Origin of the sequence: Autumnicola tepida, from assembly GCF_031846485.1 — a bacterium.
GTDB lineage: Bacteria > Bacteroidota > Bacteroidia > Flavobacteriales > Flavobacteriaceae > Autumnicola > Autumnicola tepida.
In genome coordinates, this window is sequence record NZ_JAVRHQ010000028.1 from 25,570 (window position 1) to 46,346 (window position 20,777).

General features: G+C 38.6%; 12 protein-coding genes. 1 reads left to right on the plus strand and 11 read right to left on the minus strand.

Going from position 1 to position 20,777, the window contains the following annotated elements; genetic code table 11:
• Positions 1-319: 319 nt before the first annotated feature.
• On the plus strand, positions 320-1,192 hold the full coding sequence (locus tag RM553_RS16975; protein WP_311536153.1) for a HipA domain-containing protein: 873 nt from the start codon (positions 320-322) through the stop codon (positions 1,190-1,192).
• Between the two features lie 56 nt (positions 1,193-1,248).
• On the opposite strand, the gene RM553_RS16980 is transcribed toward RM553_RS16975, so the two are convergent.
• From RM553_RS16980 to RM553_RS17030, 11 genes are read right to left on the minus strand one after another with little or no spacing between them, the layout of a single operon-like run.
• The gene (locus tag RM553_RS16980; RefSeq protein ID WP_311536154.1) at positions 1,249-2,670 is read right to left on the minus strand and encodes a TolC family protein; all 1,422 of its coding nucleotides are present in this window, start codon (positions 2,668-2,670) and stop codon (positions 1,249-1,251) included.
• Between the two features lie 10 nt (positions 2,671-2,680).
• Positions 2,681-3,346, minus strand: coding sequence for an ABC transporter ATP-binding protein (locus tag RM553_RS16985; protein ID WP_311536155.1), 666 nt, complete (start codon positions 3,344-3,346; stop codon positions 2,681-2,683).
• A gap of 11 nt (positions 3,347-3,357) precedes the next feature.
• Positions 3,358-4,122 (minus strand): head GIN domain-containing protein, encoded by a 765-nt coding sequence (locus RM553_RS16990; RefSeq protein ID WP_311536156.1) that lies wholly within the window; start codon positions 4,120-4,122, stop codon positions 3,358-3,360.
• Positions 4,123-4,132: 10 nt separating this feature from the next.
• Complete coding sequence (locus RM553_RS16995; protein WP_311536157.1) at positions 4,133-6,568, minus strand: ABC transporter permease; 2,436 nt, start codon at positions 6,566-6,568, stop codon at positions 4,133-4,135.
• A gap of 24 nt (positions 6,569-6,592) precedes the next feature.
• Positions 6,593-9,004, minus strand: a complete 2,412-nt coding sequence (locus RM553_RS17000; RefSeq protein ID WP_311536158.1) for an ABC transporter permease — start codon at positions 9,002-9,004, stop codon at positions 6,593-6,595.
• A 2-nt stretch (positions 9,005-9,006) separates the two neighbouring features.
• Positions 9,007-11,424 (minus strand): FtsX-like permease family protein, encoded by a 2,418-nt coding sequence (locus RM553_RS17005; RefSeq protein WP_311536159.1) that lies wholly within the window; start codon positions 11,422-11,424, stop codon positions 9,007-9,009.
• A 22-nt stretch (positions 11,425-11,446) separates the two neighbouring features.
• Positions 11,447-13,870: an ABC transporter permease gene (locus RM553_RS17010; protein WP_311536160.1), complete on the minus strand. Its 2,424-nt coding sequence runs from the start codon at positions 13,868-13,870 to the stop codon at positions 11,447-11,449.
• Between the two features lie 21 nt (positions 13,871-13,891).
• A complete protein-coding gene (locus RM553_RS17015; protein ID WP_311536161.1) occupies positions 13,892-16,291 on the minus strand; it encodes an ABC transporter permease in 2,400 nt (799 codons plus the stop codon).
• Positions 16,292-16,311: 20 nt separating this feature from the next.
• Entirely contained in the window at positions 16,312-18,702 is a 2,391-nt protein-coding gene (locus tag RM553_RS17020) for an ABC transporter permease (RefSeq protein ID WP_311536162.1), read from the minus strand.
• A gap of 31 nt (positions 18,703-18,733) precedes the next feature.
• Positions 18,734-19,411 (minus strand): ABC transporter ATP-binding protein, encoded by a 678-nt coding sequence (locus tag RM553_RS17025; protein ID WP_311536163.1) that lies wholly within the window; start codon positions 19,409-19,411, stop codon positions 18,734-18,736.
• A gap of 60 nt (positions 19,412-19,471) precedes the next feature.
• Positions 19,472-20,722 (minus strand): efflux RND transporter periplasmic adaptor subunit, encoded by a 1,251-nt coding sequence (locus RM553_RS17030; RefSeq protein WP_311536164.1) that lies wholly within the window; start codon positions 20,720-20,722, stop codon positions 19,472-19,474.
• Between the last annotated feature and the right edge of the window lie 55 nt (positions 20,723-20,777).

Consider the following 20,777-nt stretch of genomic DNA (forward strand, 5'->3'; position numbering starts at 1 on the left):
AGAAAAGAATTAAGAGGCCTTTAATGGCTGATTTCTCAAGGCAAGCTAAGAAGGGAAATTAAAGAGATGGTATGCTTTGGATACGAGGTATGTAAAATTCTATCTTAGGTATGCATAATCTGCATATTAAAAAAACGGGGATTATATTTTTTTGCATATATAAAGGTGGAAAATTACCTAAATGTAGTATGCTGCAAAAACTGCATAGGTGCAGTAAATGTTCACCCGATAACTTAAGGAAATGCAAGGTAGATGTTTGTACTGCTATGAGAAGTTAAGAAATTCGGACCCAAAGGATTTCCACAGGAAATGTAGCCTGATGTTTTTTGGAACTGAAAATCCACCCGAATTAAACTATTCCATAAATGAAATGACCGAACTGGCAAAAAGTGTAGTAGAACGAAGCATTGCAGTACCAGGGGTACAACCAAAGCTATCTCTCTCTCTTGTTGATGGTTCCCTTGCTGAAGAGAGGAAACGATTAACTGTAATCGGGGCTTTAGATGGAAATTATATTTTAAAGCCACCATTAGAAATCTCTCCTGAAATGCCTGAAAATGAACATGTGACCATGAGAATTGCAGAGGCTTTTGGAATAAAAACCGTTTTGTCCAGCTTAATCAGATTGCAGAGTGGGGAAGTGTCTTACATAAGCAGAAGAGCAGATCGCACTGATTCCAATGAAAATATTCATATGTTAGATATGTTCCAGGTCCTGGAAGCTTTTGATAAATACAAAGGATCTATGGAAAGAGTAGGGAAGGCCATCGGTTCTTATTCTGATAATACTTTACTTGATAAGCTTTATTTTTTTGAAATAGCTGTTTTCAGTTTCCTTACTGGAAATAATGATATGCATCTGAAGAACTTCTCCCTCATCAAAAGAGGAGATATTTGGTCCCTGTCACCTGCATATGATTTATTAAATGTCTCAATTGTCAATCCTGAAGATGATGAGGAGCTGGCGCTGACGCTTGAGGGGAAAAAGAAGAAAATAAAGAAAGAACACTTCGAACGATTGGGAGAACACCTGGAACTGAACAGGAAACAAATCAATGGGGTTTTTAAAAGATGCGGCCTGAATAAAAAAGTTGCTTTACACTGGATCAGGAATTCCTTTCTTTCAGAGGAATATCAGGAAAAGTATATGGAATTACTGGAACAGCGGTATGCCGTTATTACAGACAACTAATGTCTCTAACGATAGTTTTCCTGTAGTTATTTGAAATTCACCTGATGATCCTCAATCTACGGGATAATAAATAAATTATTATCTGTTGTAGCGTAATAATCTAAGATTTTTCTCCGAATGATGTATTCATATAGACTGTTAGTGAGGTTGATTTTTGCACGGTCCAGGTTGTTCTTGCTGATGATGTATTCCACAAAGTTAGAAACCCCGCTGCTGAATCTAATCTCATTCACTCGGTAAGATTCACTATAAGCCTCAACCTGATCTTGCAGGATAAAATAATTTTTATAGGCTGTTTGCATCTGGTTATAAGCGAGTTTTATTTCCTGTTCCAGATCATTTTTGGTTGCTTCCAATTCCAGTCTGGAATCCTCAAGTTCAATTTTTCTTAGGTCTACCTGTTGTTTAGCTCGAAAACCATTAAAAATTGGGATAGATACCGAAAGGCCCACTACAGAATTCAGGTTGTTGTTCAATTGTTCCAAATAGGATATTTTTTCTTCGGCAAACAGGGCCTGGTTGGTTTGGACGGGATAATTATTTTCTCCTACCGTTATAAACTGGCCAGTCTGGATAACCTCAGTGCCATTTTCCGTATATATCCTGGCAACGCTGGAATAATTACTGTTAACCTGGGCAAAAAGGGAAATTTCAGGCATGTACAGCGATTTTGCCACAGCAACATTTTCCTGAGCAGCATCAATACGTAATCTGTCTGCTTCAAATCCAGGAAAATTCTCCAGGGCTTGTGCATAAACTTCCTCTGCAGATAACATATATGGTGTCACGGAATCTGATGTAATATTATCTACCTCGAAATCCTCATCCCGGTTCAACAGGTTCGCAAGTTCAAGTTTAGCACTCAAAAGGGCATTTTCTGCCTGCAGTAAGCTGGCCGCATCAGCATTTATCTGCCCCTGGATGTCAGTAAAGTCTGCAGGATTTCCTTCACCTTCTTCATACAAATTTTGCAGGCGTTCCATTTGGTCTTTTGTGGCCTTCATCCTTAGTTGTGAAAGTTCCACCAGGTCCCGGTTGTTCAATACCTGGAAATAAGCCAGTGTCACCTCTAAAATAAGTTGCTGCTTTGCCTCTTCCGCTTCCGCTTCTGAGGCTTTCCAGTTATACCGGTCCCGTTGGATGGAATTTAGAAGTTCAAAGCCTTTAAAAAGCTGCGCGGTTAGATCTACTCCTACATTGCTGAACTTGAGCTGCTGGTCTATATAATCATTGGTATAAGGATCTATACTCCGGCCATTATTAATACCTAAATTATAATTAGCATTGATATTTGGAAATAAAGCTGATTTTGACTGCCTTAAAAATACTTTAGAAGTTTCTGTATTAAGATTTGATCTCTTCAGGCCTATATTTTCCTCCAAAGCAATTTTAATACACTCGTTTAAACTTAAATATTGATCCTGGGCTTTTAAAATACCGGAAAAGAAGATTGTGATGATAATGATGAATTTACTCAAAATGATGATTTTAATAATGTTTGACACTTCCATCCAGTAAGTGAATGGTCCTTGAGCCATAGGCTGCATTGCTTTCAGAATGTGTGGCCTGGATAATGGTAACTCCTTCTTCATTTAATTCTTTAAACAGCTGCATAATCTCTTCGCTCTGTTTGGAATTCAAATTTCCTGTAGGCTCATCGGCCAAAATAAGCTTGGGCTTGATAATTAGCGCTCGTGCAATTCCCACCAATTGTTGTTGTCCACCGCTGAGTTGATGCGGAAAGAGATCTTTTTTTCCCACGATATTAAAGCGATCGAGAATATCGGCCACCAAGGCCTTTCTCTCTGAACTTTTTACTTTTTTATAGAGTAGGGGAGTTTCGATATTTTCGTACACGGTAAGGTCGTCCAGGAGGTGATATGCCTGAAAGATAAAGCCGATATTTTCATTAAAAATGGCTGTTCTTTTCTTCGGCTTAAGTTCATGAATGGCTTCCTCATCAAAATAATATTCCCCTTCATTAAAATCGTCCAACATGGCAATAATATTAAGCAGGGTTGATTTTCCCGATCCGGAAGGACCCATAACAGAAAGGAATTCTCCTTTTTCAACATGAAGGCTTAGATCATTTAAAAGAAAGATTCTTCTTCCGCCGGAATTTACCCATTTATAGATGTGTTCTAATTTTAGCATATTTTAATTCTTTAATGAATTTTATGAATAACTGTTTCTCCAATTTTTAACCCATTTTTGAGCCTGGCGTCGCCTTTATACTCAATGTTTGATTCTCCAAAAGCCGAGACTTTAAGTTCTTCTGAAACATTAATGACCACATGGTTACTGCCGTAAGCGGCAATTTTTGTTTTATCAGATTCCAGATCAAGCGTGTTCACTTCACTGCTTCCATAGCAGCGATAGCGCTGAAAATCTACTTTTCCACCTTTAACTTTCAGGTAACTTTCGCCGTAGAGGGCAACTTTAAATTCTTCCGCAGTAATGCTTTCAAAATAAACTTTGGGAGAACCATAAATATCCAGGGCAAAATCTACCGTTTTTATCGGGTCTTTAAACTGAATTCGTTCCTCGCTCCGTATTTCCACTCCGTCCAGTTCTTTGTAATTCACTGTAATTCGCACTTCGGTACCTTTGTAGATAGGCTTATCCACCTCATGCCCGTTAACATGAACTTCTTTTTCTTTTCCTACAATTCTTGCGTCTTCAAGGTAGATATGAAGCTCTTTTCCGTCAATTTCAATATTGATCTTTTCACGAGCTACCTTAGAATTTTCAATCACCACAGATTCTTCGTTGGATTGTTTAAATACAGCTTCGATATAAGGACTGATTGTTACTTCTGAAAAGTGATAAACCTTCACGGTTTCAGATTGCGCATTACTGAAATTGAAACTGAAAACACATATCATCAAAGCGATCAGTGACTGTTTCGCAACTAAAAATTTATTTTTCATAGGTTTGATTTTATTCAATTTTTAGAGTTTTTACTGGGTTCTTCATTGCTGTACTTACGGTTTTTACACTCACTACAATTAATGCGATTAGCACCATTCCAATTCCGCTCAGTGCAAAGATCCACCAGCTCATAGTGGCTTTATAGGCGAAATCCTGTAGCCATATGCGTATTCCCCATATTGCAGAAGGTAAAGCGATTAAGTAAGCGATCGCGATAGGAACAATAAAATCCCGACATAAAAGAAAATTAAGTTTCGCAATAGAAGCCCCTAAGACTTTACGAATTCCTATTTCTTTTGCTCTCTTTTCTGTTGAATAGATAACCAGTCCCAGCAGCCCTAAAATACTTATTAGAATAGCCAGGCCCGTAGCCCAGGCGAGAAGCTTTCTAGTACTTCTTTCTTTCTCGTAAAAATTTGCAATTGTTTGATCCATAAAGCGGATTTCAAAATCGGAATCTGGATAAATAGATTTCCATTTGTTCTCAATATCAGAAATAGTTTCACTTAAATCTGTGGTTTCATTAAATAGAAAATGAACGGTATTAAATTGGGACACCGTTTCTCTGGAATAATCTGGAACAAAAGCCATGGGATGAATTGTAGACTTTAGAGAGCGTTGATTGAAATCTGGCATAACGCCAACGATTACATAGTTTTTCCCATTTTTCACTAAATTTTTATTTATCAGATTCTCAGGACTTTTATAACCTACCCTGTGCATAAAGGTTTCATTTACTACATATTCCTGAATGGTATCATTTAATGGTTTCCTCCCAGCCAGTAAGTTAATATTGTAAAGATCAAGGTAATCAGGGTCTCCATATATAAGTTCAAGAGGTATTTTAATCTCCTGCTCGTTTTTAAAAAAACTTATTCCCGTACTATGCAGGCTGGTAGAAGCCGGAGGAGAACCACCGAGACTTATTTTAGAAATTTTCGGATCATTTTTTAAACTATTCTCGAGCCTTAATTTTTTATTGAAATCATTCTCTTTCCACGGCGTTCTTACAAATGCTATGGCGCTAGTTTTAAATCCCATGTCTTTACTTAAAGCATAATGAAGCTGTTTACTTACCAGTAAGGTCATAATTACCAATACCTGAGCTATGGTAAACTGGAAAACAGTAAGATATCTTCGGATTGATATATTATTTCCTGTTCCAGTTTTATTTCTTAATACGGAAGTAGTGCTGAAATTTGAAAGAATTAATGCCGGGTAAATTCCTGAAAGCAGACTGATGAGCACGAGTATCCCTGCTATTCCAAGAATAATTTCAGGTTTAAAAAAGAGTTGATAATTTAGACTTTCCGGGATAAATTCGTTAAAAATTTTTAATAGAAGGATTCCTATTATTACAGAACATAATCCCGCAATTAGCGTTAGCAGAAAAGTTTCGCTCAAAAATTGAAAAATAAGCTGTTTCCTGGAGCTGCCCATAGTTTTGCGGATGCCTATTTCTTTTGCGCGCTGTGTAGCCTGTGAAGTACTTAAATTGATAAAGTTTATTGAGCCTAAAAGTAGCAGAAACATAGCAACCGCTCCCAGCGACAGCAAAACCTTTTTACTGGCAGCGTCATGGCCGTAATCAAAAATTCCATATTTTTCACTGAAATGAAGTTCTTTTAAGGCCTGAAGCTGAAATGTTCTTTTTCTACCTTCTCTTAGTGATTCTTTAGAAGAATATTCCAAGGAAATTTTATCGAGTTGTTGCTGAATATTTTTTCTGCCAGAATTAGAATTTATTTTTAAAAATAACTGCGAAGCTGAATTTGTACTATGCCAGGAGTCATCTGCTAAAGTCTCTCTGAGATAACTTTGTTTTGCGGTAGGAAGTGAAATAAATTCCTGAAATATAATGTCCGTATTCTTTCGGAATTCGGAAACGATACCCTTAATTTTGGTATTAATAGAATCGTTGTACACTAGAGTTTTTCCAATAATTTCCTGCGCATTTATACCCGGAAAATATTTATCTGCCCTTTCCTTAGTAATTACGATTTCATTGGGTGCTTTAAGGGCGTCATTCTTATTACCCGCAAGCCATTTATACTGAAATATTTTAAAATAATTTTCATCAGTAAAAATAACATTTTCGGGATTGTTATATATTTTATCATTTTCGCCTGTTGAAATCTTCAGCGGTTCATAGGTAAGGAAGAGACTGGCAGTTTCAACCCCGGAAATGTTGTTCATAGTTTTTTTGAGAGGTTTCGAAACGCCTCTGTTCACATCATTTCCTTCCGGGCGTTCAAAATTCGTGACCACCCTGTAAATCTTCTCTTTATCAGGATGGAAATTGTCGAATGAAAACTCATAATACACCATAAGGCCTATAACAAATGAAGTACTAAGACCAATGGCGAGGCTTAGGATATTGATTGCTGAAAACAGTTTATTTTTCTGAATAGTTCTCCAGGCTATTTTGAAATAATTCCTGATCATATTTAAATTTTTTGATTGATGATTTTATTCGGTTTTTAAACTTTTTACGGGGTTCATACTTGCCGCTTTAAAACTTTTGATCCCGATCGTAAGGAAAGCGATTCCCAGTGTGATAATCGCAGCCAGTAAGAATAACCACCATTTAATTTCAATTCTGAAGGCAAAATCCTGAAGCCATTTATTAATGAGATAATAACTCAGCGGGAAGGCGATCAAAAATGAAATTCCTACCAGTTTGATGAAATCTTTGGAAAGTAAGGCTACAATTTGGGTAGCTGAAGAACCCAGAACTTTCCTGATCCCGATTTCCTTAAACCGCTGTTCCGCAGTAAAAGTCACTAATCCGAATAAACCAAGGCAGGCCACAATAATGGTTAAAATGGCAAAAAGTGTGAGAATAGTTCCCATTTTTCGTTCTTTTAAATAGGTATGGTTGAAGGAATCATCCAGAATACTATAATCCAGGGCTTCTTTTGGGTTATAACTGTTCCAATTGGAATTCAGGTTTTCAATAATCCCGGACATATCTGCGGTTTTAGAACGAACGATCACCCCACCATAAGGATTCCTTTTCAGAACTAATGGGTCAATTTCCTGGTGGAGCGATTTCCAGTTAAAATCTTTAATGACTCCAATTACATGAATGTCACGAGGACCATCATCGGTATCCCTTTGGAAAGTTTTTCCAATGGCATCCTTTCCAAAGCCAAGCGCTTCTGCCGCTTTTTCATTAATGATCACATTATCATTCTCATCCCCATAAAATTTGGAAAAATTTCGTCCCGCCAATAATTCCATACCCATCGTCGGGATATAATTTTCATCGACATTGTAGAAATACATGCGGCGTAAAAACTCCCCATTCAGAAAAATTCCGCCAACTTCGTTATCACTTTCACCGGCGGGTACGAAGGCAGAATGCGTCACATTTTCCACCCTTGGATAATTTTTGATTTCCTGGATAAAGTTATCTTCATTATTGCCCAGCAGGTAAGTGTTGCGAACCACCAGCAACTGATCTTTTTCGTAGCCAATATCTTTATTCTGAATATAATTCATCTGTTCTTTTACCACGAGAGTGGCAAGAATGAGTCCTGCGGAAATCACAAACTGAAAAACCACGAGTCCGCCACGAATCCCTGAATTCTTTCCGCTACCGGAAAATTTTGATTTCAGCGCATTCAGTGGATTAAATGAGGAAAGATAAAATGCCGGGTAACCACCCGCAAGAATGGTGATTAAAAAGATTAACCCAATAAAGGAAAAAATATAAAGCGGTTTCAGAAGAGAATCCAATTCGATACTTTTTCCGGCTAATTGATTAAATCCAGGCAAGGATAATCCGAAGATCAAAATGGCAAAAATAGTCGCAAGGACCGTGGAAATAAATGCTTCGGCCAAAAACTGGTAAATTAGTTGCTTTTTGTTTGACCCCAGAACTTTCCGAATACCCACCTCTTTAGATCGTTTGGAAGCCGAAGCCGTTGCGAGGTTCATAAAATTGATACAGGCAATGACCAGCATAAAAATGGCCACAATGCTGAAAATATATATATATTTGATGTCTCCACCCTGCTCCAGTGTAGTCGCATCAGAAAAATCGGAATGCAGGTGAATGTCGGTTAACGGCTGAAGAAAAAGTCCCAAGTCATTATTTTTCTCAAACTCTTCATACGACATTCCGATAGCATCAGTCATCTGCGGACCCATATATTTCCTGGTGATTGCCGGTAATTTTGCTTCTACTTCAGCTACAGTAGCACCTTCTTTTAGGACTAGGTAGGTGAAAAAATCAGATTGCATCCAGGTGGTTTTTTTGGCAGCGGCGTAGCCTAATGTAGATGCAAGAATATCGAAGTGAAAATGAGAATTTTCAGGGATATCCTTCATTACTGCCGAAACCGTGTAATCTTCTTCGCGATTCGTAATGTGGAAGGTTTTACCAACAGGATCTGTAATTCCGAAGACGTTCCGGGCCAGTGTTTCAGAAATTACCGCGGTATTGGGTTTATCAAGCGGACTGTGCTGATCTCCACTCATTATATGCAAAGTGAAAACGTCGAAAAAGTTAGGATCTACATATCCCATGCTGCTTTGGCCGTAGTAGGTGCCATTATATTCCAAGCGGTTGTTATACGATTTCGCCAGCCGAGTAGCATCGGTTACTTCCGGAAGATCATTTTTTAAAGTTTGAGCCACCGGCGCCATTACCACGGCTTCTTTCATTTCTTCATTATTGATATTGGCCCTGAAAACAACGCGAGCGATGCGGTCGGCTTTTTTATTGAACCGATCATAACTCAATTCACTGGATACATATAGCATGATCATGATAACGGAAGCAATTCCCAGCGCCAGCCCGATAATATTGACCGTAAAAGTGCCTTTACTCTTTATAATGTTACGCCAGCCTGTTTTTAAATAATTCCTGATCATAACTATTCGGTTCTTAAACTTCTTACCGGGTTCTGAATTGCTGCCCGAATCGTTCTGAAACTTATCGTGAAAACGGCGATTAAGATTGCGATGATACCGGCCAGAAGAAAGACCCAGATGCTGAGATCTATTCTGAAAGGATAATTTTCCAGCCATTTTCCGCTAAAATACCAGGCGATTGGAGTTGCAATAATAAAGGCGATTCCCACCAGTTTTAAAAAATCGGAGGTTAGCATAATTGTTATTTTGCTCACACTCGCCCCAACTACTTTTCGGATACCGATTTCTTTTCGCCGTTGAGAAACCACCAGTAAAGAAATGGCGAATAAACCAACACAGCTTAGAATAATGGCAATTACGGAGCCGCTGGTGATCATCGTAGCCATATTTTGCTCCCTCCTCAGGGTTCTGTCTATATTTTCATCTAGAAACGACCCCAGGAATTCGACATTCGGTTCGATCTTATTCCAGGCTATTCTTACCTGGTCAAGACTTCCGGAAAGATTGCCGCGGGAAACCTTTACATAAGCATAACGCATATGATCACCCGGATTCAGAAAAAGGGTTAAGGGTTCAATTTGCTTATCAAGATCCTGAAAATTGTAATTTTTAACCACTCCTATTACCGGAAAATGTACACTGTCATCCAGGATGATGCTACTGCTCAGAATATCTTCGTCACCCATTTGCTTTGCCATTGCTTCATTGATAATAATTGCTGTACTGTCTGAAGGGCGGGAACGATCAAAACTTCTGCCTTTAATAATTTCCAGCCCTACGGTTTTAGGGAAATCGTAATCTACGGTAAGAAGATTGGTTTTTATTCCGCGGCCTTTATAATCGAAGCCCATAACGCTGGTAGAAGATGTATGGTCGCGGCCGAGTCCCAGAATATTGGTAGCTGCGGAAACACTTTCAATTCCCGGTTTTCCCTGTAACTCATTCCGAAGTAAACCTACCACACGGGCATCATTCTTTTTTCCGTTAAGCGGAAAAGAAATCACCTGTTCTTTATTGAAACCAAGATCTTTAGTCCTCATAAAATTCAGCTGTTCACGAAGAATAAGTGTTCCGCTAATAAGCAGAATGGCAATGCTGAACTGTACAACGATCAGTGCGTTTCTTAGTCTATGGCCGCCGTTGAGGTCAAGTTTGCCTTTGAGCGCTTTAAGAGTTCCGAGTTTACTCAGAAGAAGAGCGGGATAACCACCGGCGATAAAAGTAATTAGAGCGACACCAAGAATAAATGTGGAGATATTTTGCAAACTAACTACATTTTCGAAAGAAGCCACTGTATTGAACAATGTCTGAAATGGCTCCAGCAAAACTTTGGCCAACAGAATTCCAAGGATCACAGCTACAAGAAAAACTAGAATACTTTCACCCCAAAACTGCAAAAATAGCTGCCCTTTCCCAGCGCCTAAAGTCTTGCGCATTCCTATCTCCCGCAAACGTTGGGAACTTCTGGCGATGCTCATATTCACAAAATTCACGCTGGCGATTAACAGAATGAGAAAAGCGACCCCAAGCAGCAAATAAGGATAGGTGCGGTTTGCTTCTGCAATACCGTTATTCTCGCTTCCAAAGTGAACATCCCTGATGGAGAAAAGCCGCTGTTGAATATATTGCCCATTTTCATCTGGCTGTATACCATCTCTTTTGGCATTCTCAATATCGTTTGAAAAGTGAAGGTTGGTAAAATCTCTGGTTGCTTTTTCAAACTGAGAAACGCTCACCCCGTTGGCAAGCTCTATATAAACTTCGTGGTTGGCGTGATCCCAGCGATCTTTAGCATCGGCATAATTCCTGTCTGCCTGGCTTTTAAAATTCAGCGCGATATCAAATTTAAGGCTGCTGTTCACCGGAAGATCTTCCATCACCGAAGTGATTTTAAAAGGAACTTCCCGCTCCCCGATAAAGAGGTTCAGGGTTTTGCCCAGCGCATCATCTTTTCCGAAGAGATTTATCGCAGCTTTTTTAGTAATAGCGACTTCAGATTTCTCCTGAACAGGATGCTGATCGCCTTTCGCAACGGGAAAAGTGAAAATATCGAAGAATTCCGGATCTACAAAAGCCGATTGTAAATGCACCTGTTTTTCGCCTAGTTCTGCCTGGAGGCCACCGCCATTAAAGCGTGATATTTTTGCAATTCCGGGGACTTCTTCCTGGAGCGCTCCGGCCAGCGGAATAGGATTTGAAATTTCAGCCTGTGCACCCTGGGCAGAATATTCGGTATGGTAGAGCTGGTAAATATTGTCACTTTTTTCATGAAAATTGTCAAAAGAGAGTTCGAAAAAAGCGTAAATGGATAGAAGAACGGCTACCCCAAAGGCTACCGAAAGTCCGAAAACATTAAGAAATGTGAACGTTTTTTCTTTCCAGAGACTTCTCCACGCTGTTTTAAAATAATTTCTGAACATAATTTTCTGATTGATGATGAATTTATTCGGTTCTTAAACTTTTTACGGGATTTTGAATCGCTGCTTTTATCGCTTGGGAACTGACGGTTATTAATGCAATTACCATTGAAGTAATTCCAGCTATTAGAAAAACCCACCATTTTATATCTATTCGGAATGCAAAATTTTCTAACCATAGTCTCATAACGTACCAGGCAATTGGAACAGCGAAAAGTGCAGCAATACCTATTAATTTTATAAAATCTTTGGTAAGGAGTAAAATAATACCAGGAACAGAACTACCCAGAACTTTTCTTACTCCAATTTCTTTTGTTCTTTGTACGGCAGCGAAGGCAACGAGACCAAATAATCCAATATTAGCAATAATTATGGCCAAGAGCGCAAAAACTGAAAAGAGCTGACCATTCCGCTCTTCAGATCTATAGAGGCGATCGTAATTTTTATCTAAGAAAGTATAGGAAAAAGCTCCCTGGTTATTTAATAATTCCCATTCCGTTTGAATACTGGATAAAATTGCTTTGGTTTCAACTGTATTGATTTTTACGATGATTGTTCCGCTTGAAAAAGGATTCAAGCGCATCATTAACGGAGCGATATTTTCCTTCGCCGAGTTATATTGAAAATCTTTAACAATTCCGATGACATTATATATATATCCACCAGATTTTACAATAGATTTGTCAATTACATTCTCATTTTGCCAACCAAGTGCCTTAACGGCTGCTTCATTGATAATCACTGCAGTAGAATCTGAAACAAATTCTTTTGAGAAATTTCTTCCTTTAAGCATGGTCATACCCATAGTAGGAATATAAGAATCATCTATATTGTAAATATTGATATGTATTTCTGAATTTGCTTCTTGTTCCTGATTACTTTTAGGATAAACCTGAGAACCGCTCAGGTTGGGATCTGAAGGTATTCCGGAAGCAATGCTTACATTAGAAATTTGACTGTTATTAAGTAATTTTTGTTTAAAAGTCTGCTGCTGGTTCCCTAATAAATAAGAATCTGGGATCAATACTACTTGCTCTTTATTATACCCCAATTGCTTATTTTGCATATAATTTAATTGTTGATAGGCGATCATTGTGGCGATAATTAAGATCATAGAAACAGAGAACTGAAAAACGACAAGACCATTGCGAAGAAAACCTTTATTTCGAAGTATCTCATTAGTTCCACCTTTTAACGTTTTAATGGTTTTAAAGGAAGAAAGAAAGAATGCGGGATAAACTCCGGCCAGAAGTCCAACAAAAATGGTGAAACCCAAAATGGCCAAAAGGGATAATGGTTGAAGGAAAAACCAGAAAGTTCTATTCTCTCCAGATATTTGATTAAACCATGGTAGCGCTAGGTAAATAATTGCAAACGCTAAAATCATTGCGAATAAAGCAATTAGAATAGATTCTGATAAAAATCGAAAAATTAAAGGTTTTCTATTTGATCCAAGAACTTTTCGAATACCAACTTCAGTAGAACGCTGAGCGGCACTCGCTGTAGAAAGATTTGTAAAATTCACACAGGCAAGGGCAAGAATAAAAATAACAAGCGCACTGAATATATAAATGTATTGGATATGCCCATTTGGTTGTAATTCATATTTAGTATGAGAATATAAATGAATGGTTTTCACAGGCCTTAGAAGAAACTGAAATTTATTTAGAGATTCTCTAGCTTGAGAAAGGTTGATATTCATATCCTTTTGTATCTCGGGCACAATATGTTCCGCAACCAGATCAGGAAATTTTGATTCTAATTTAGCTACATCTGTATTTTTATTTAGTAGTAAATAAGTGGTCCAGCCAATATTACTCCAGGTATCACCCTTACTATATGGGAAGGTTGAGGTGCTTAGAAAAATATTGTAATTAAAATGAGAATTTTCAGGAACTTTATCTATAACCCCGGTCACCAAAAGAGATTTCTTTCCTGAAAGTTCTAAAGTTTTGCCCACTGCCGACTGATTTCCAAAATATTTTTTTCCGATTTTTTTTGAAATTACAATCGAATTTGGTTCCACAAGCGCCTTGTTTATATTTCCTTCGATTAGTGGTATAGAAAAAAGTTTCAGAAAATTTGAATCAACGGTTGCAAGATTTTGCTCCTTAAACTGTTCACTTCCATTTTTAAGATAGACATCAGGTAGGGGCGAGAGCCTGGATGAGGCTAAAATTTCTGGAAAAGCTTTCTTTAAACCGTTGCCAACAGCAACATCAATGTTCGGAAAAACGGTGATTGAGCCATTGTCTTTTAAATGAAGTTCTACACGATAAAGTTCATCTGAATTTGCTGAATAGGTATCATAATTAAGTTCATTATATATATAAGTACAAATAAGAACACATGAAGCTATACTCAGTGCCAGGCCAAAAATGTTTATAAAAGAGAAGATTTTCCTCTTAAAAATGCTTCTCCACGCTATTTTAAAATAATTTCTGAACATGATTTTCTGATTGATGATGTATTATTCCGTTCTTAAACTTTTTACCGGGTTAGCAATTGCAGCTTTAATGGCCTGGAAGCTTATCGTTAACAAGGCAATTCCAATAGCCACTAAACCTGCCACTATGAAAACCCACCAGTGAATATGTGTTCGGTAAACAAAATCCAGCAGCCATTCATGCATTATCCACCACGCGATTGGAGTGGCTAAGGCCAACGCGATAAAGACCAGTTTCAGGAAATCTTTGGTTAATAAACTTACCACCCCGGTAACACTGGCTCCAAGAACTTTTCGAACTCCAATTTCCTTCACGCGCTGTTCTGCCGTGAAAGCTGCTAAGCCAAATAATCCCAGGCAGGCAATTAGTATGGCCAGTAATGTAAATACGGTCGCAGCTTTTGCCGCCCGTTGCTCTGAAACGTATAAATTCGCCACATGTCGGTTTAAAAACTGATAATCAAAGGCTGTGTTAGGTAAATCCTTTTGAACCGTTTGCTGTAACTGCTGCATGAAGCCGGCAATATTTGCGGTATTATACCTTATCAACAAAGTGCGTACAGCTTCCGGGCCACCTTCCATTTTATAATACATATACCCGCCAATGTTCTCTTTTAATGAATTGTAGTTGAAATCTTTAACTACTCCTGAAACAATAGATTTATCATTGAATTCGGTATTAATATATTTTCCAACGGCATCCTGCGGACTTTTAAATCCTAAGTAATTCATCACTTTTTCATTGATCAGGGTATAGCAGGTAGAATCTCCCTGAGCGATATGTTTCGGCAGCTGCTGCCCTGCAAGTAATTTCAGCTGCATCGTTTCAACAATATTGCCTTCCGTCCTATTAGTGCTCACCGGTAAACCTTCCGTATCTGTAGAAAGTTTATAAACCGACCGGCCGCTTTCATTTTCACCGGGAACAGATTGTACCAATGAGATATTTTTCACCGCTGCCTTGTTTTCCAATTCTTGCATAACATACTGTACCTGTTCTTTGCTTTGCTCCGATTTTACCGAAACCGCAATCAGCCCGTTAGGATTATAACCTATGTCTTTATTCTGAATAAAATTCATTTGCTGGTAGATCACGATCACTGCGATAATCAGAATAATGGATGCCGAAAACTGGAAGACCACCAATCCTTTACGAATAATATTCACCACCAAATTTTTATCTTTTGATTTATTAACCAGCACCAGCGGAGAAATACTGGACATTGAAATTGCGGGATAACTGCCGGCGATAATTGTTACTAGAATTCCGATAACCAGTAAACCACCCAGAAGGGTAGTGGTGTATAAATCGGAATAATTCAACGGTGTTCCCAACACCCGCTGAAAAATGGGAAGCACCAGGAAGGAGACAGCATATCCCAGTAAAACGGCTATAAAAACGAGAATTCCGGTTTCTGTATAAAAAAGCGCCTGCATATGGCCTTTGGTAGCGCCCAAAACTTTATTCATCCCAATACCTTTAGAGCGTTTTTGAGAATGGGCGGTTGCCAGGTTCATATAATTTATACAGGCGATAAGCAGCACCAGGATCGCCAGGAATAATAAACTTTTAATGGTACCTATATTTCCTAATCGGGAAGAATACCCTTCACGAATATCTTTAGAATAGAGGTGTATTTTTGTTAATGGCTGAAGGGTGAATTTGGTAAAATACTGTCCGTCCTTATCCACATATTTGTCAATAAGATCGGTAGCTTGTTTTTGCACTTCAGCTACTGCTGCATTGGGTTGAAGCTGAACATAGGTTTCATAACTCGCATTGCTCCAATACACATTTTTCCCCATCCAGGAATCCATAATGTTATAGACCATGTTACAATCTACCACGCTATTTTCTGGCAGATCCTGGTAAACTCCGGAAACATGCAGCGTATCCCGGTTATTAACGATGATCATTTTTCCGTATGCCGAATTTTCACCAAAGAGTCTTTTCCTGGAAGATTCAGAAATTACAATGGCATTTGGTTGGGAAAATGCGTCTTTTTTACTCCCTTCAGTAAATTGAAAGTCGAAAAATTCAAAAACTGTCGAGTCTGCCAGGTATAGTTTCTTTTCGCTAAAGTTTTCATCCCCAATCTTCAGCGAAGCCGTAGCTCCAAAATCGTCTTTGATAAGGCGTGTCATACTTTTTACCTGCGGAATATCACTGGCAAGTGCTGGCCCTACTGCATTGGGCATGGTGGCCCAGGTTTCGTAGTTGTATTCTTCCGAAGTTTGCATATTTACCCGGTAAATATCTTCGGAATTAGCATACATGCGATCAAAACTAAATTCCTTGGAAACCGAAGCAAATAAAATGATACAAACACAAAGGCCAATTCCCAGGCCAACGATATTCAATACTGTCAGCAGTTTATTGGCTCTTATATTCCTCCATGCTATTTTAAAATAATTTCTGATCATGTTTTTTGATTGATAATGAATTATTCGGTTCTAAGGCTTTTTGCCGGGTTTGAGATTGCGGCTTTAATGGCTTGAAAACTAACGGTGAAGAGAGCTATCAAAATTGCTATAAAACCTGCAATTAAAAAGAAAGTCCAGTCCAGGTTGATGCGATATGCAAACCCCTGCAACCATTCTTTCATGCACCACCAGGCGACAGGCGAAGCGATAATGATCGCTATTAAAACCAGCTTTAGGAAATCTTTTGATAATAAAGAAACGATGGTAGCTACATTTGCCCCCAGTACTTTCCTGACGCCGATTTCTTTTTTTCGTGTTTGCGCGGTATAGGTTGAAAGTCCAAAAAGCCCCAGACAGGAAATAAAAATGGCAATTCCCGCAAATACTTCGAAAAGAGTTTCAGACTGTTCATCGGCCTTATAACGGGTATCAAACTGATCATCTATAAAAGAATAACTAAATGGTTCTTCCCCCGGATATTTTTCAAATGCTGAAGCCAGCGCTGCAATAGCTTTATCTTCCTGTCCCGCTTTCGTGCGCACGATTAGTTGATTTTTAATATTCCAAAATGAGAAGAGTATTAACGGAGATACTTTTTCCCGAAGATGTTTAAAGTTGAAATCCTTAGCGACACCAATAATTTTTCCTTTTTTGGAATGAAAACTGATCTCTTGCCCCACATAAGGCTTTTGAAGACCCATTTGTCTCACCGCAGTTTCATTCAGAATGAATGAAGAAGAATCGGCTGGAGTACCAAAGAAATTATGACCTTCCAAAAGCTCAATTTTCATCGTGGGAATAAAATCTTTTTCCGCATAAACCTGTGTGATAATAATTGAACTGTTTTTAGGTTTCCCGGGCCAGTCCAGGTCTCCGGTAGAACCATCAATATCACTAAAATCTGTTACACTGGTCACCGCTGTATTTTCAATAGCGTCGTTATTGTTAAGGGTGTTTTTTAGCGCGTCCAGATGTTTACGGGCTTCGGAATTCAGGGGTACCATAACAACATTCTCTTTGGAATATCCCAGATCACGATTTTTCATATACTCCATTTGTTGAGACATAAAAAGTGTGGCGATTAGCAATATGATAGCCATTGAAAACTGTAAAACGACTAATCCTTTTCTAAGAGTTCCAGATTTTACCCCCGATTTTATCCTACCGCGTAAACTTTCGATAGGTTTAAATGAAGAAAGCAATAATGCCGGATAAATACTGGAGGCTATTAGCGTGGCAAAAAAGCTGATACCCGTGATTTTCCATACACTGCTATCGAAAATTGAAAAAGCAAGTTCATTATCTGCGATGAAATTATAAACCGGCATTAACAGATAAATGAGTGCCATTGCAAGGATTATGGCAAAAGCGAAAAGGAGAGTGGTTTCCAGAAGGAACTGTAAAAATAATTGATGTTTATTGGCACCAATGATCTTTCTAACGCTTACTTCTTTGGCTCTTTTAATGGCCTGTGCCGTAGAAATATTGATGTAGTTGATGCTGGCAATCGCAAGTAGCATAATAACCACAAGCATGATAATATTTACCTGAGTAGCCGAGCTGCTATTACCATCAGCGCTAATAAGGTGAATATCTTTTAGCGGTTGCAATGAAAAAAAAATATTGAAATCACCATTGTCACCAATTGCATTTTTAAGTTTTGATGACATTTTATTTGCAGCATTGGATACCGAAGCATTATTAGAAAGTTCGACGAATGATGAAAATGTGTAATTACCAACATCTGTATCGATAGTTTTCCACTGGCCATTGCCACCACCGGCTTTAAACATTGCTGCGTAATAAGACATGGGGATGACCGCATCGAACTGCAGCGTTGAATTTTTAGGAATATCCTGTATAATTCCTTTGATATTAAAAGTTTCTCCATTTGAGATGAGCTGTTTTCCCACAATTTCCTCAAGATCACTTTTGAAGATCTTTTCAGCAGTTTTGCGGGTGAGTACTACCGAATAAGGATCGGCCATTGCTTCCTCTTTGTTTCCATATAAAAAAGGAAAGCTGAAAACATCGAAAAAGTTCTCATCGGCCATTGCTACTTTGTTATTATAAAATTTTCGTTCGCTGGCTTTATCGCTAATAGTCACACCCGAAGCAAAATTGATCCTTACCAGTTTTTTAATTTCAGGAATATCGCGAGCATAAACTTTTACCGGTCCGGGTGCGGTTCCCCAAACATTTTCTTCTGTCTCTGTTTTAAAATGGGAATTGATGCGGTAAATGTTTTCAGCCTGCTCATGAAATTTGTCAAAACTCCACTCATTCTGAACCCACATTAGCAGCATGATGCTCGTGGCCAGTCCAACCGCCAGGCCTAGTATGTTCAGAAAACTATAAAATTTTCTGTTCCATAAATTTCTGAAAGCTGATTTGAGATAAAGTTTAAACATGTTTTTTAATTTTTGATTGATGAATGATCCCCTAGACTAGTACATTTTCCGTAACCTTCTGCCCGTCCAGCATCCTGATAATTCGATGACTGAATTTCGCGTCGTGTTCACTGTGAGTTACCATGATGATGGTAGTTCCCGCTTCGTTGAGTTCGGTTAAAAGGTCCATGACTTCGTTCCCATTGCTGCTGTCCAGGTTACCTGTTGGCTCATCGGCAAGAATGATCTTTGGATTATTTACAACCGCTCGTGCCACGGCAACCCTTTGTTGCTGCCCTCCGGAGAGTTGCTGCGGAAAGTGTTTTCTACGATGCATGATTTGCATTTTCTCCAGTACGGCATGAACCCGTTCTTTACGTTCGGCAGGTTTTACACCGGTATAGATCAACGGAAGTTCTACATTTTCATAAACGCTAAGCTCATCGATGAGGTTAAAGCTCTGGAACACAAAGCCGATATTGTGCTTTCTAAGCTGCGCTCTTTTTCGTTCATTAAAACCGGCCACTTCAATCCCATTGAATAAATAACTGCCGCCATCTGGATCGTCAAGCAGGCCAAGAATGTTTAATAACGTAGATTTTCCGCAGCCTGAAGGGCCCATAATAGCCGCAAATTCACCTTCTTTTACTTCAAAAGAGAGTTTATTCAGTGCGATTGTTTGTACCTCTTCGGTCTTATAATATTTCTCGAGGTTGGTGATTTTTATCATTTTGATGAATTATTTAACTGTTTTATATTTAAATGATCTGTTACAATGGAGTTCGTTACATTAATTGAGCACCAGCTCTTCGATATCTCCAAAATTAGAATAACTGGAGGTGATCACTCTATCGCCGGGTTGAAGCCCTTCCAGAACTTCATAATATTCGGTATTCTGGCTTCCAAGTTTTATTGGTGATTTATAAGCGGTTTCTCCATCTTCGGAAACTTTAAAGATCCAGTTTCCACCGGTTTGCTGAAAGAAGCCACCTTTTGCGACCATTATTGCTTCTTTTTCCTGGCTTAAAGATAATTTTATCTGAAGGCTTTGGCCTCTTCTGATATTTTCGGGGCTTTCATCTACAAAATGCATGTCCACTTGAAAACGGCCATTAGAAACCTGGGTATAAACCTTTTTTATCTCTAATTCATAATCTTTTCCGTTGAAGGTAAAACTACCTCTTTGCCCATTGAAAATTCTGGATATATAATGCTCGTCAATTTCAGCCCGAACTTTATATCGGCTAATCACGTCAATTTGTCCTAAACGTTCTCCTTTTTGTTTGGATTGTCCAATTTCGGCATCAAGGGCAGTAAGCTGCCCGTCTACCGGCGCTTTTACCACAAGGTCCCCAACCTTTTTGCGCATAAGTTCAAGTGCTTTTCGGGTACGCTCATAAGACTCACGCGCCTGTTGGGTTTCCTGTTGGGAAGAAATGGAGTCCTGGGCAAGCACTTCTTTGGCTAATTCAAATTTCTCTTGCTGATAATTGTAATTATTCCTGGCTTCCAGGAAATCCTGCTTCCCAATTGCATCTTTTTCAAAAAGTTTTTTGTTCAGTTCATATTTGCGTTTAGCTTCTATTAAATTGTTTTCAACATCGGTAAGGTTGTTTCTTTTGTTAATGGTATTTTGCCTGGCCGCATTTTGCGAAATTTGCATTTGCGTAAGCAGGTTGTATACCGATGTCTCCTGGTTTACCAGGCTAAGTTCAAGATCGGTATTGGAAAGACGAATAATAGGTTCTCCCTTTTTCATCATGGTGCCGTCTTCTACAAACCTTTCTTCAACTCTTCCGCCTTCCATGGCATCCAAGTAAATGGTCTTTATAGGTAGTACAACCCCATTTACCGGAATATTTTCCTGAAAATTTCCTTTTTTTACTTCATTTATACTGATGCGTTCTCTTTCTACATTAAGTTTTGAACTGCCGCTGGAGGAAAAAAACACAAATAATATTAGCGCGGCCAGCAATACCCCGCCGGCGATCAGGGCTATTTTTTTTGGAGTAAAACGTTTTTTTTCTAATGGAATGTCCATAAATGTTCTTTTGTTTCTATGGATCTATTGTGAAAAAGGTGCCAAAAAAATATGT

Coding starts and splice junctions, on each gene's coding strand:
- RM553_RS16995 (WP_311536157.1), bottom strand. CDS start 6,568: ATGATCAGGAATTATTTCAAAATAGCCTGGAGAACTATTCAGAAAAAT.
- RM553_RS16990 (WP_311536156.1), bottom strand. CDS start 4,122: ATGAAAAATAAATTTTTAGTTGCGAAACAGTCACTGATCGCTTTGATG.
- RM553_RS17010 (WP_311536160.1), bottom strand. CDS start 13,870: ATGTTCAGAAATTATTTTAAAATAGCGTGGAGAAGCATTTTTAAGAGG.
- RM553_RS16975 (WP_311536153.1), top strand. CDS start 320: ATGTTTTTTGGAACTGAAAATCCACCCGAATTAAACTATTCCATAAAT.
- RM553_RS17020 (WP_311536162.1), bottom strand. CDS start 18,702: ATGTTTAAACTTTATCTCAAATCAGCTTTCAGAAATTTATGGAACAGA.
- RM553_RS17000 (WP_311536158.1), bottom strand. CDS start 9,004: ATGATCAGGAATTATTTAAAAACAGGCTGGCGTAACATTATAAAGAGT.
- RM553_RS17015 (WP_311536161.1), bottom strand. CDS start 16,291: ATGATCAGAAATTATTTTAAAATAGCATGGAGGAATATAAGAGCCAAT.
- RM553_RS17005 (WP_311536159.1), bottom strand. CDS start 11,424: ATGTTCAGAAATTATTTTAAAACAGCGTGGAGAAGTCTCTGGAAAGAA.
- RM553_RS16985 (WP_311536155.1), bottom strand. CDS start 3,346: ATGCTAAAATTAGAACACATCTATAAATGGGTAAATTCCGGCGGAAGA.
- RM553_RS17025 (WP_311536163.1), bottom strand. CDS start 19,411: ATGATAAAAATCACCAACCTCGAGAAATATTATAAGACCGAAGAGGTA.
- RM553_RS17030 (WP_311536164.1), bottom strand. CDS start 20,722: ATGGACATTCCATTAGAAAAAAAACGTTTTACTCCAAAAAAAATAGCC.